The organism is Hydrogenophaga palleronii NBRC 102513 (assembly GCF_001571225.1).
GTDB classification, from domain to species: domain Bacteria; phylum Pseudomonadota; class Gammaproteobacteria; order Burkholderiales; family Burkholderiaceae_C; genus Hydrogenophaga; species Hydrogenophaga palleronii.
This window is the reverse complement of record NZ_BCTJ01000002.1, coordinates 1-12,980: the sequence shown is the minus strand read 5'-3', so window position 1 is coordinate 12,980 and position 12,980 is coordinate 1. Positions and strand designations below refer to the sequence as shown.

Here is a 12,980-nt window from a genome sequence, read left to right as displayed (position 1 = left end):
TTGCTTCAAAGGTCGTGAATCCGGGCTTCGTCCGGGTTGGAATACAGGTCCACCACGCGGCAGTCGCCGCACATCTTCAGGCGCTCCAGCGCCTCGCCCTGGAACATGGCGTGGCCCGAGAGCTTGGCCAGCATCACTTCAATGCCCTTGAGCGTGCCGAACGGTTTGGCACAGCGGATGCAGTGATAGGGCTGCGCCTCGTTGAGCACACGCAACTGCTTGCGCTGCTCGCCCAGCAGCAGGCGCGGCTGCAGCGTGATGGCGTCTTCCGGGCAGGTGCTGGCGCACAGGCCGCATTGCACGCAGTTCTTTTCGATGAAGCGCAGCTGGGGCCGCTCGGTGTTGTCCTGCAGCGCGTTCGCCGGGCAGGCGCTCACGCAGCTCAGGCACAGCGTGCAGGTGTCCTTGTTGACGGCAATGGTGCCGAGCAGCGATGCACCGGGCAGCGCAATGGCTTCCGCGGTGTTGCTGCGCTGGCTGGCGCTGTCCTGCAGCAGGTGGTCGAGCGCGAGCTCGACGGTGGCGCGCTTCTCGGCCTGGATGGCAAAGGTGGCGCGGCGCTTGACGGTCTGCGCGGGTGCGTCGCCCAGTGCGGCGTCCAGCGCGGTCAGGTCGCTGGCCTCGATCAGGCGGAAGTGCTGGCCGCTGTAGCCCAGGCCGGTGACGATGGCCTGGGCCACCGCCATCTGTTCGCGCACCGCATCGCGGTACTGCGGCGCTTCTTCGCCGGTCATCAGCACCCACACCTGGGACGCGCCATAGGCAAAGGCCGAGAGCCAGACATCGAGCCCGACCGAGGCGCTGTGCCACAGGGGCAGCGGGATCACGCGCGCAGGCACACCACGCACGCGCTGCCGCTGCATCGAGGCGCTGCGGCCCAGCTCGCCCACCAGCGCGGTGCCGGCCTTGTCGCTGTGCAGCAGCACGGCCGCGTCCTGGCCGCCGGCCTTGGCGTAGGTGGCCAGCAGGGTGCGCAGCTTCACGCCCTGCTCGCTGGCGCGTGGGTAGGCGTAGGTCAGTGCGCCCGTGGGGCACACGGTGGTGCAGGCGCCGCAGCCCACGCAGAGGTTGGGGTTGACGACGATCTGGTTGCGCTGGATGTCGCTGGACACCGCGAGCGCCGAGCAGACCTCGACGCAGGCGTTGCAGGCCACGGTGCCGTTGCGGCCGTGCGCGCACAGCTTCTGCTTGTAGGTGAAGAACTTGGGTTTCTCGAATTCGCCCACCAGCTCACGCAGTTGGATCACGGTGGCCATGGCGCTGTCGGCGTTCAGGCCGCCGGCCAGGTGAAAATAGCCTTGCGGGTGCGCGTGCTGGCTGAAGGCCGGCGCGTCGCGCAGGTCGAGCACGATGTCGAAGCGCTCGCTGTGTTGTTGCGGCTCGCGCTGGAAGTTGATGGCGCCGACCGACTCGCAGGCCTTCACGCAGGCGCGGTGGCCACTGCACTTGGCCATGTCGATCTGGTAGTCGGTGCCGATGGCGTCTTCCGGGCAGGCCGACAGGCAGGCGTTGCAGCGCGTGCAGAGGTCGAGGTCGATCGGATTGTTGGCGCTCCACTGCACGTCGAACGCGCCGAGCCAGCCGCGCACCTGCTGCAGCGCACCGGCGATCACCGGGTAGCGGCGCTCCTGCGCACCACGGCCGCCGGTGGCCATCAGGCTGACCTGCAGCACGTCGCCCACCATCGCGGCGATGCGTTCGCCCTGGTCGAGCGCGCCGATGATCAGCAGCCGCCCTTCGCTCTTGTAGGTGACGGTGGGCACCGGCTCGGGATCGGGCAGGCGCGCCGCGGCCAGCAGTGCGGCCATCTTCGGCATGGCGCGCGCGCCTTCGCGGCCCCAGCCGCCGGTTTCGCGGATGTTGACGAAGTGGATCGGGCGCACGTCGAGCGGCACTGCGCCCTCGGTCTGCTCCGCCAGTTCGGTGAAGAGACGGCTCTCCTGCGTGCAGGCCACCACCAGCTCGTCACCGTTTCGGCTGGCCTTCTGGAAGGCGGGCGCGTCGCGGCGGCACAGGCTGGTGTGCAGGGTCAGGTCTTCATCCAGTGCGTCGCCCAGAACCCGGGGGTTCAGGGACATCGTCTCGTTGCAATTGCAGATCAGCGTGGTCATCGTGGGGGTGTTCCGGTGTGTCGGACACGGGGGAGTCACCGGCGAGGGGGTCGCCGGCAGCGTCGGGTGCGGCCTGTTGTTCGGCCGTTTCCGCTTGTTGTTGTGTGGGTGTGTGGTTCGGGGATGCACTGCCGGTGGCCGCTGCGGGCGCTTTGGCCTCGTCGGGGTCGTCCACCAGCTTCAGGAAACGCGCGCCCACCATGCTGGCCAGTTCGGCGGCCGACAGCGGGCTGGGCTTGGAGTAGTCGTCGATGTAGATGTCGAGCCCGTCCATCACGTTGTAGTGCGGATCGGTGAACAGCTTCTTCACCGCGGCGTTGCGCACGTTGGCGGGCACATCGCGGGCCACGAAGGCCGAATAGTCGGACTGGGGCGTGAGGCGGGCGACGTCGTCCAGCGTGAGCACGGGCGGGGCTTCGGCCTGCGTTTCGCCTTGCACTTCGGCTTGCGCTTCGGTGGCTGGAGGCGCAGACGCATCCAGCGCAACGGGTGCGGCCACCCTGGCCGCAGGCACGGGCACCGGTGCAGCCACCGCGGCCGGCGCCTCGGGCGCCACCGGCTCGCCCGAGCGCACCTGCACCTTGCGGCGCGACCAGCGCGAGAAGAAACTGCCGTTGTCGTCGTCCGTCGCCATGTTCAGCGTCCCGGTGGCCCACCGCCACGGATCTTTTCGGTGCTGATGCGCACCGGCTGGCCGAAGCGGTCGGTGAGCGGCTTGAAGCTGTCCGGGCGCTTGCGTTTCTTCGGCTCGGGCTGGTAGGTCACGTCGACAAAAGCGCGCAACCATTCCACCACCTCGGGCGGCGCGGGCACCTGGTCGACCCGTTCCTGGGCGTCGAGCCAGCGGCCGGCGTCGTGGTAACTCAGGGTGACGATCTGCGGCACGGCCATGGGTTCGCCGTCCAGCAGGCGCTCTTCGTCGGCGCGCCAGAAGACCCAGAAGCAGGGCTGCGGGCTGTGGACGTTGAGCAGGTAACCCTCGGCGTCGTCGCGGAACAGCTCGACGCGAAAACCGGGGAACAACCAGTGCGTGGCCTGCCCATCGTTGCCGGTGGCGTCCACCGGCTCCACCGCCTGCGGTTCGTGCGAGGTGTGCGCGGCCTGCGGGCCGGTCTGCTCCGGATCGCTGCGCACCATCACGTCGGCCAGCACCCAGCGCCAGGCCTGCCAGCGGCTCATGGGGCCGATGACGGGCTCGCGCCGCATCACCACATCCACTTCGATGGCGGGGCGTTGGCGGGCGGAGGGCGACATATGTTCAATCTTCATACGAAGACCGACTGTAAGCCATACCCCCGGGAGAAGTGCCCTTCAGGCCGTTTCACCCCGCCCCGCGCTGCGGCATGCGCGGGGAAACCCTGAACCTTGGCACGCCAGCGCGCCCAAACCAGGACACCGAGGAACCGGCTTTGCCGGGCCTCAGGTGTCGCCCCCTGGGGGGTGACGCGCCGCAGGCGCGGCGCGGGGGGGGACGTCAGTACGTCTCGAGATGCAGCCGGCCTTCGCGCTTGAGCGTGTCGCCCAGCGTGTCCCACTGCAGGCCGGCGCCTTGCGCCACGTCGCGCAGCGCCAGCACCACGCCCTCTTCCATGCTCTTCAGCCCGCAGACATAGAAACAGGTGTTCGGATCCTGCAGCAGGGCCGCCAGATCGGCGGCGCGCTCGCGCATCACGTCCTGCACGTAACGCTTGGGCTGGCCCGGCGTGCGGCTGAAGGCGAAGTTGATGTCGATGAAATCCTTCGGCAGGCTTTGCAGCGGGCCGAAGTACGGCAGCTCTTCCTGCGTGCGGGCGCCGAAGAACAGCATCAGCTTGCCACCCTCGAACTTGCCCGACGCGCGCAGGCGCCGGCGCCACTCGGTCATGGCACGCATGGGGGCGCTGCCGGTGCCGGTGCAGATCATCACGATGTTGGAGCGCGGGTGGTTGGGCATCAGGAAGCTGGTGCCGAACGGCCCGATCACCTCCACCTTGTCGCCCACCTTCAGGTCGCACATGAAGTTGCTGGCGACGCCGCGCACCGGCTTGCCCTGGTAGTCCTCCAGCACGCGCTTGATGGTGAGCGAGAGGTTGTTGTAGCCGGGGCGTTCGCCGTTGCGCGGGCTGGCGATGGAGTACTGGCGCGCATGGTGGGTGCGGCCCTTGGCGTCGGTGCCGGGTGGCACGACGCCGACGCTCTGGCCTTCCAGCACCGGGAAGGGCATGGCGCCGAAGTCGAGCACGATGTGGTGCGTGTCGTAGTCGCTGCCGGCGGTCTTGCCGACCTCGGTCACGCGCACGTTGCCGACCACGGTGGCGGTGACGGTTTTCTGGTTCGCCTTGGGGCCGTACAGGTTGACGAAGGCGTGCGCCGCCGACCACGGCGGCAGCGTGGCGCCAAAGGCCGACGAGTTGAAGACCTCCTGGCCGCTGCCGGCGTCTGCCACCACGGCGGGCGCGGCGGCTGGTGCCGGGGCGGGCGTCACGTCGGCATCGGCCTCCGCAAAACCTTCCAGCTCTTCCGGCGGCAACTCGGCCGGCAGCTCTTCCCAGGTGAGCTGCTCTTCGGTCGTGTAGGCCCGCACGAGCGGCATGGTGCGCCAGTTGTCGATCGAGCCGGTCGGGCACGGCGAGATGCAGGCCATGCAGAGGTTGCACTTGGCGGCATCGACCACGTAGTTGTTGTCGTCGTGCGTGATCGCCTGCACCGGGCAGGTGGCTTCGCAGGTGTTGCAGCGGATGCAGATCTCGGGATCGATCAGGTGCTGCTTGATGACAGCAAGTTCGGCAACAGCGTTCATGTGTGTGTCTCCGTGGGGGCTTGAGACAGTGTAGGAGAGGGAGGGATCAAATCAAGGTCGCCGCGGGTCCGGGTTTCCCGGCCCGCAGGCGACGCCCCCTGGAGGGGGTGACGCGCCGCAGGCGCGGCGCGGGGGGAGTCCATCAACCGAATCGGACGTATTCGAAGTCCACCGGCTGGCGGTTGATGCCCATGACGGGCGGGGCGATCCAGCCGGCGAATTTGCCGGGGTCGACCACGCGGCCCATCAGCGAAGCAACGAAGGCGAAGTCTTCCGGCGACGGCAACCACTCGTTCTTGCGTGCGGCCCATTCGACCTCGCTGACCACCTGGCCTTCGGGCGACATCTTGATGCCGGCGAGTGCACCGATCTGGCGGTTGAAGGCCTTGTGCGGCACGGTCAGGCGGGTCGGGATGCCGGCTTTCTCCAGCACCTTGTTCCAGCGGTTCACGCCGGCCACCGAATCCTTGATGAAGTCGTCGCGCAGCACTTCGTTGAGCGCGTTGAGCATGGGCACGTCCTTCTCCAACAGCTGGCCGTCCTTGACTTCCAGCACCTTGTAGGTCTGGCCCTTGAGGATGTGGTCGTCGGTGCGCTTGCCTTCTTCGTAGCGGCCCTTCAGGCCCGAGCTGTAGAAGATGGCGGCGTTGCTCGACTGGTCGGCGCCGAACAGGTCGATGGTGACGCTGTAGTGGAAGTTCAGGTAACGCTGGATGGTGCCCAGGTCGATGGCGCCGGCGGCGCGCACCTTCTGCGGGTCGTCGGTCTTGAGTTCGTTCATCACCTGCGCGGTGCGCGTGAGCACGCGCGAGACGCCGCTCTCGCCCACGAACATGTGGTGGGCTTCTTCGGTCAGCATGAACTTGGTCGTGCGGGCCAGCGGGTCGAACGCGGACTCGGCCAGCGCGGAGAGCTGGAACTTGCCGTCGCGGTCGGTGAAGTAGGTGAACATGAAGAAGGCCAGCCAGTCGGGCGTCTTCTCGTTGAACGCACCCAGGATGCGCGGGTTGTCCTGGCTGCCCGAGGTGCGCTGCAGCAGCGCCTCGGCTTCTTCACGGCCGTCGCGGCCGAAGTGCTTGTGCAGCAGGTAGACCATGGCCCACAGGTGGCGGCCTTCTTCGACGTTGATCTGGAACAGGTTGCGCAGGTCGTACATCGAGGGCGCGGTCAGGCCCAGGTGGCGTTGCTGCTCGACCGATGCCGGCTCGGTGTCGCCCTGCGTGACGATGATGCGGCGCAGGTTGGCGCGGTGTTCGCCAGGCACGTCTTGCCAGGCTTTCTCACCCAGGTGGTCACCGAAGTGGATCTTGCGCTCGGCGTCGCCCGGGTTCAGGAAGATGCCCCAGCGGTAGTCGCGCATCTTCACGTGGCCGAACTGGGCCCAGCCTTGCGGGTCTACGCTGACCGCGGTGCGCAGGTACACCTCGTGGTTGGTCGAACCTTCCGGGCCCACGTCGTCCCACCAGTTGATGAAGTTGGGCTGCCAGCCTTCGAGCGCGCGCTGCAGCGTGCGGTCTTCGCTCAGGTTGACGTTGTTGGGGATCTTTTCGCTGTAGTTGATGCTGGACATGGCGGTTCTCCTGGGGCGGTTATCGGTGGGAAGACACGGATCGAGGAACGAGGGTCAAGGGGCGACGGGGGTCCGGCTGGGCCGGCCCGAGGCGCCGTCCCCCTGGGGGGAAGACGCCGCAGGCGGCGCAGGGGGGCCTCAAACTCTGTTGAAGTCGAAGGCGGCTTTGTCGCCCTTGCCGTAGACCTTGAGCGCACCCTTTTCGCCAACGGCGTTGGGGCGGATGAAGATCCAGTTCTGCCAGGCGGTGAGGCGGCCGAAGATGCGGGTGGCCATGTTTTCCTTCTGCGCAAACCGCAGGTTGGCTTCCAGGCCGGTAAGGGCGTCGGGCGACATGGCCGCGCGTTCTTCGAGCGCCATGCGCACTTCGTCGGCCCAGTCGATGTCGTCGGGCGAGGCGGTCACCAGGCCCAGGGCCAGTGCGGCGTCGGCGTCCAGCGCCTGGCCCACCGCGGCGCGCGCGGCTTCCATCGGTGCCGTCTCTTCGTAGAAGCGGCGTTGCAGGCGCGACTGTTCGTTGACCATCGGCAGGAAGCCGAAGTTGAACTCACCGAGCTGCAGCTTGGGTGCCGCAGCGGCGTCGTCCGGCAGGGCCAGCATGTAGGCGCGGTCGGCGGCGAAGGCCAGCTCGGCCAGCGAACCAGCGAAGCAGGAGCCGGACTCGATCAGCGCGAACAGGCTGCGCGAGGACACGTCCAGGCGGGCGAAGGTGCGGCGCATCAGGCCCAGGGTCTCGCGCACCAGCCAGTGGTTCTGGTTGGCCACCATCAGCGCGTCGCTGGCCAGCACGGCCGCGGCGTCGCCTTCGGTCTTGAGCAGCCAGGTGCCGATGTCGAGTTCGTTGGTGCGCAGGTTGAGGATGGCGTCGTCGAGTTCACGCGCCATCTGCAGCGGCCACCAGCTGGCGCCAGCGGCCTCGATGCCGGCGATGTCGCCCGGCTGCGCGCCGCTCGGGGCCTTCACGGTCAGGGTGACGTTGCGCTTGGCGCGGTCGATGGCGACGTTTACATACTGGTAGCTGATGCCGTCGGCGCTGTCGGTGCGTTCCACGCGCGGCAGGGCCACGCCCTTGCCGGCGGCAGGGCGGTCGCTCTTCGCGGCCAGCGCGGCGGCACGTTCCTGCACGTGGGCGGCGAACTGCTGCGGCTTGGCGATGGAGTCGACCAGGCGCCAGTCCACGGCCTTCTGGCCACGCACGCCTTCGCTGGTGGTGCAGAAGATGTCGGCCAGGTCGTGGCGCACGTGGCGCTTGTCGGTCACGCGGGTCAGGCCACCGGTGCCGGGCAACACGCCGAGCAGCGGCACTTCGGGCAGGGACACGGCGGAGGAGCGGTCGTCCACCAGCACGATTTCGTCGCAGGCCAGGGCCAGCTCGTAACCGCCGCCGGCGCAGGCGCCGTTGAGCGCGGCGACGAACTTCAGGCCGCTGTATTTGGACGAGTCTTCAATGCCGTTGCGGGTCTCGTTGGTGAACTTGCAGAAGTTCACTTTCCAGGCGTGGCTGGAGAGGCCGAGCATGAAGATGTTGGCGCCGGAGCAGAACACGCGGTCCTTGCCGCTGGTGACGACCACGGTGCGCACTTCGGGGTGCTCGAAGCGCACACGGTTCAGGGCGTCGTGCAGTTCGATGTCCACACCCAGGTCGTAGCTGTTGAGCTTGAGCTTGTAGCCAGGGCGGATGCCGGCGTCTTCGTTGATGTCCACCGCCAGCGTGGCAACGTCGCCGTTGAAAGAGAGCTTCCAGTGGCGGTACTGGCTTGGGTCGGTGCGGTAGTCGACGGTGGTCGGGGTCGCGGTGGCGTTCATGGGGTGTCTCCTGGCAGGGTCTCGGGTCTGGGGCATCCGCAGGTGGCTGCGGCGGAATCAGGCCGACAACCTGCACTCAAACGCCGGTCCGGACCTGGTGATGTGAATAATAGTTCACCAACCCGAAACCGTCAATGCACTTTTCTGCATGTCACTCCACCAGGCCCAGCGCATCGCGCACCTGGCTGCGCAGCGCAGCGAACGCGTCCTCGAGGTTGTAGGCGCTGGTGTCGAAAGCCATGTCGGCCTTGGAATAAAACGCCGAGCGCCCGGCCAGGATGCGCTTGAGGTCTTCCATCGCCTCGCGGCTCGCGGCCATGGGCCGCATGTCGCCCTGCGCGGCCACGCGGCCCATGTGGTCGGCCGGGTCGGCCTGCAGCCAGACGGTGGTGCAGTGGGACAGCAGCAGGTTGAAGTTGGCCGCGTCCGAGACGAGGCCACCCGGCGTGGCGATCACCACCTCGGGGTAGATCTGGATCGCTTCTTCCAGCGCCCGGCGTTCGTAGCGGCGGTAGGCCGGCGTGCCGTAGAGGGAATGGATCTCGTTGATGCTGCAGCCGGCGAACTTCTCGATCTCGCGGCTGAGTTCGATGAAGGCAAAACCCAGGTCGTCCGCCAGCCGCTGGCCGAGCGTGGACTTGCCCGCGCCACGCAGGCCGATGAGCGCGATGCGCGCCTTGCGCCCGGGGTCGCCGCCGGGGGCGGCACCGCCGCCCAGCAGGCTGCCGATGGCGACCCGCGCCCGACGCAGGTCGGCCTCGTTGCGTTTTTCCAGCAGCTCACGAATCAGCAGCCATTCCGGTGAGCTTGTGCTCACATCCCCGAGCAATTCGGCGAGCGAACACTGCAGCGCCTGAGACACCTGCAGCAGCACCAGGATGGAGGCATTGCCCGTGCCGTACTCCAGATTGGCCAGGTGCCGCTCGGACACATCGGCCGCGATCGCCACCGCCTTGCGCGTCATGCCGCGGCGCGAGCGCAGGGTGCGCACGCGTTCGCCGAGCGCCACCAGAAAGGGGTGGCGCTCCTCTTCCACAGCGGGAGGTTTGACCTCGCCAGAGGCCATCACGCCGGTATCGTCGACGTCCATGGGGTGCAGACCTTTCTAGGGTGGTGCCGGCAGGGTAAACACGGGAGGGGCTTGCCAAGCGCCAAGACGTGCACTTTAATGCATACTTCGCAAAACGCAAGATAATGCATTTATAGCGCCATTCGCCTCCCGCAACCAGTGCGGGGGACCCGACCCATTCCCCGAGAGAGACAAGCCATGACGACCTCCCCCCTGCTCCCCAACTTCCTCGGCGGCCAATGGCAGACCGGCAGCGGCGCCGGCACGCCCCTGTTCGACCCGGTGCTCGGCACCGAGCTCGCCCGCGTGAGCAGCGCCGGGCTGGACCTCGCCGCTGGCTTCGCCTTCGCGCGCGAACAGGGCGGCAAGGCCCTGCGCGCCCTGAGCTACGGCGAACGCGCCGGCATGCTGGCTGCCATCGTCAAGGTGCTGCAGGCCAACCGCGACGCCTATTACGAAATCGCCACCGCCAACTCCGGCACCACCACCAAGGATTCCGCGGTGGACATCGACGGCGGCATCTTCACGCTGGGTTACTACGCCAAACAGGGTGAAGCCCTGGGCAGCGCACGCGCCCTGCTCGACGGCGAACGCATCCGCATGGGCAAGGACCCGGTGTTCCAGACCCAGCACGTGCTGCAACCCACACACGGCGTGGCGCTGTTCATCAACGCCTTCAACTTCCCGAGCTGGGGCCTGTGGGAAAAAGCCGCGCCCGCCCTGCTCTCGGGCGTGCCGGTGATCATCAAGCCCGCCACCGCCACCGCCTGGCTCACGCAGCGCATGGTGAAGGACGTGATCGACGCCAACATCCTGCCGCCCGGCGCGCTGTCGGTGGTCTGCGGCTCGTCCGCCGGCCTGATGGACCAGCTGCAACCGTTCGACGTGGTGTCCTTCACCGGCTCGGCCGACACGGCGCGCATCATCCGCAGCCACCCAGCCGTGGCCGAACGTTCGGTGCGTTGCAACATCGAAGCCGACAGCCTGAACAGCGCCCTGCTCGACCCGGCCGCCACCGCCGACAGCGAAGCCTTCACCCTGCTGGTGAACGAGGTGGTGCGCGAGATGACGGTGAAGGCCGGCCAGAAGTGCACCGCCATCCGCCGCGTGTTCGTGCCGCGCGCGCTGTACGACGACGTGGCCAAGGCCCTTGGCGCCAAGCTCACCAAGACCAGCGTGGGCAACCCGCGCAACGAGACGGTGCGCATGGGTTCGCTGGTGAGCCAGGAACAGAAGGCCAGCGTGCTCGAAGGCATCACCAAGCTGCGCGCCGAGGCGGAAGTGCTGTTCGACGGCGCCAGTGCCGCCCTGGTCGATGCCGATGCCGCCGTGGCCGCCTGCGTCGCCCCGGTGCTGCTCGGCTCGCGCGAACCGGCGAAGGCGAAGGTGCTGCACGAGGTCGAGGTGTTCGGCCCGGTCGCCACGCTGATGGCCTACGACAGCATCGAACAGGCCTACGAACTCATCCGCCGTGGCGAAGGTTCGCTGGTGTGCTCGGTCTACAGCGCCGACCCGGCCTTCACCGCCAGCGCTGCGCTCGAACTCGGCTCGGCCCATGGTCGCGTGCACGCCATCTCGCCCGACGTGGCAGCCAGCCAGACCGGCCATGGCAACGTGATGCCCATGTCGCTGCACGGCGGCCCCGGCCGCGCGGGTGGTGGCGAAGAACTCGGCGGCCTGCGCGCGCTGGGCTTCTACCACCGCCGCAGCGCGGTGCAGGCAAGCAGCGCGGCGCTGGACGTGCTGGCGGCATCTGCCATCGCGTTGAAGCTCTGAATTCGCGCCCTCCCCCGCAGGGGGATGGCTGAGGGAGCCCCCACCCCACCCTCCCCCAAACGGGAGGGCGTCGGACAATCCACGAACACCGCAGGAGACAAGCCCCATGACCACAACCACCGTCGCAGCCCCGCCCGAGCGCTTCAACTTCGCGCGCCACCTGCTCGACGTCAACGCGCAGCGTGCGAACAAGACCGCGCTGATCGACGACCAGGGCACGCTCACCTACGGCCAGCTCGACGACCAGGTGCGGCGCTTCTCTGCCGCGCTCACGGCGCTCGGCCTGCGCCGTGAGGAACGTGTGCTGCTGCTGATGCACGACAGCAGCGACTGGGTGGTGGCTTTCCTCGGCGCGCTGCACGCCGGCGTGGTGCCGGTGGCAGTGAACACCCTGCTGACCGCGCAGGACTACGCATACATGATGGCCAACAGCCGCGCCCAGGCCGCGCTGGTGTCGGCCGCGCTGTTGCCCACACTGCAGACCGCGCTGGACAAGCTCGGCGCACAGGGTGGGCACGAGGTGAAACACATCATCGCCTCACGCTCCAGCGAGGCCCTGCCCGATGGCGTGCACCATTTCAACACCCTGGTCGGCAGCCACGCGCCCGCCACTGAGGCGGCCGACACGCATGGCGACGAGCCGGCCTTCTGGCTCTATTCGTCCGGCTCCACCGGCGCGCCCAAGGGCGCGGTGCACACCCAGGCCAACCTCTACTGGACCGCCGAGCTGTATGGCAAGGCCGTGCTGAATCTGCGCGAGAACGACGTGGTGTTCTCCGCCGCCAAACTGTTCTTCGCCTACGGCCTGGGCAACGCGCTGACCTTCCCGCTCAGCGTGGGCGCCAGCGTGGTGTTGATGGCCGAACGGCCAACACCGCAGGCCTGCTTCAAACGCTTCACGGAGCAGAAGCCCACGGTGTTCTACGGCGCGCCCACCGGCTACGGCGGCATGCTCGCCAGCCCTGACCTGCCGAAGAAGAGCGAGGTTGCCCTGCGCCTGTGCTCCTCGGCGGGCGAGGCGCTGCCGCAAGACATCGGCCAGCGCTGGACGGACCACTTCGGCGTCGAGATCATCGACGGCATCGGCTCCACCGAAATGCTGCACGTGTTCCTCTCCAACCGCCCCGGCGACGTGCGCTACGGCACCACCGGCAAGCCGGTACCGGGTTACGAGATCGAGCTGCGCGGCGAAGACGGCCAACCGGTGGCCGACGGCGAGATCGGCGACCTCTACATCAAGGGCCCGACCGCGGCGCTGATGTACTGGAACAACCGCGACAAGACCCGCGACACCTTCCAGGGCGGCTGGACCAAAGCCGGCGACAAATACACACGCGACGCTGACGGTTACTGCACCTATGCCGGCCGCAACGACGACATGCTGAAGGTCAGCGGCATCTACGTGAGCCCGTTCGAAGTGGAAGCCACGCTGGTGCAACACCCCGCCGTGCTCGAAGCCGCGGTGATCGGCAAGACCGACGCCGACGGCCTGACCAAGACCAAAGCCTTCGTGGTGCTCAAGGCCGGCGCTGTGGTGAACGAGAGCGAGCTGCAAGCCTTCGTGAAGAGCAAGCTGGCGCCCTACAAGTACCCGCGCTTCATCGAGTTCCTGCCAGAGCTGCCGAAGACGGCGACCGGCAAGATCCAGCGCTTCAAGCTGCGCGAGCTCGACAGCGGAGCGGCGTGAGGCGTTGACCAGGCGTTGATCCAGCCACTGGCGCGCGGGCCCTCACCCCAGCCCTCTCCCAGAGGGAGAGGGAGCAAGACAAGCACGCCGGAGAGGAAGCCCGTTCCCGTTCCCGGCCCCGGCCCCGGCCCCGCTCCCCTGCCGTCAGACCGGGCTGAGCAGCGCAGGGGCGCGGGGAACAA

Annotated in this window: 9 protein-coding genes; 2 read left to right on the top strand and 7 right to left on the bottom strand. The window is 67.9% G+C overall.

Features of this window, described 5'->3' with window-relative positions; genetic code table 11:
* Positions 1-5: 5 nt before the first annotated feature.
* From HPA01S_RS02525 to HPA01S_RS02495, 7 genes are all read right to left on the bottom strand, one after another.
* Complete coding sequence (locus HPA01S_RS02525; RefSeq protein WP_066266255.1) at positions 6-2,078, bottom strand: 4Fe-4S binding protein; 2,073 nt, start codon at positions 2,076-2,078, stop codon at positions 6-8.
* Positions 2,038-2,745, bottom strand: coding sequence for a DUF3306 domain-containing protein (locus tag HPA01S_RS02520; RefSeq protein WP_066266253.1), 708 nt, complete (start codon positions 2,743-2,745; stop codon positions 2,038-2,040). The genes HPA01S_RS02525 and HPA01S_RS02520 overlap by 41 nt, the downstream gene beginning before the upstream one ends.
* A gap of 2 nt (positions 2,746-2,747) precedes the next feature.
* On the bottom strand, positions 2,748-3,365 hold the full coding sequence (locus HPA01S_RS02515; protein WP_066266251.1) for a DUF3305 domain-containing protein: 618 nt from the start codon (positions 3,363-3,365) through the stop codon (positions 2,748-2,750).
* Between the two features lie 220 nt (positions 3,366-3,585).
* Positions 3,586-4,890: a benzoyl-CoA 2,3-epoxidase subunit BoxA gene (gene boxA, locus HPA01S_RS02510; RefSeq protein WP_066266250.1), complete on the bottom strand. Its 1,305-nt coding sequence runs from the start codon at positions 4,888-4,890 to the stop codon at positions 3,586-3,588.
* 142 nt (positions 4,891-5,032) lie between these two features.
* Entirely contained in the window at positions 5,033-6,460 is a 1,428-nt protein-coding gene (gene boxB / locus HPA01S_RS02505; protein WP_066266244.1) for a benzoyl-CoA 2,3-epoxidase subunit BoxB, read from the bottom strand.
* 138 nt (positions 6,461-6,598) lie between these two features.
* Complete coding sequence (gene boxC / locus HPA01S_RS02500) at positions 6,599-8,266, bottom strand: 2,3-epoxybenzoyl-CoA dihydrolase (RefSeq protein ID WP_066266242.1); 1,668 nt, start codon at positions 8,264-8,266, stop codon at positions 6,599-6,601.
* A 151-nt stretch (positions 8,267-8,417) separates the two neighbouring features.
* On the bottom strand, positions 8,418-9,356 hold the full coding sequence (locus HPA01S_RS02495; RefSeq protein ID WP_066266239.1) for a helix-turn-helix transcriptional regulator: 939 nt from the start codon (positions 9,354-9,356) through the stop codon (positions 8,418-8,420).
* Positions 9,357-9,533: 177 nt separating this feature from the next.
* Between HPA01S_RS02495 and HPA01S_RS02490 the strand changes: the two genes are divergently transcribed.
* Both HPA01S_RS02490 and HPA01S_RS02485 read left to right on the top strand, forming a co-directional pair.
* On the top strand, positions 9,534-11,111 hold the full coding sequence (locus HPA01S_RS02490) for a 3,4-dehydroadipyl-CoA semialdehyde dehydrogenase (protein ID WP_066266235.1): 1,578 nt from the start codon (positions 9,534-9,536) through the stop codon (positions 11,109-11,111).
* A gap of 106 nt (positions 11,112-11,217) precedes the next feature.
* Positions 11,218-12,798, top strand: coding sequence for a benzoate-CoA ligase family protein (locus HPA01S_RS02485; protein WP_066266234.1), 1,581 nt, complete (start codon positions 11,218-11,220; stop codon positions 12,796-12,798).
* Positions 12,799-12,980: the final 182 nt, after the last annotated feature.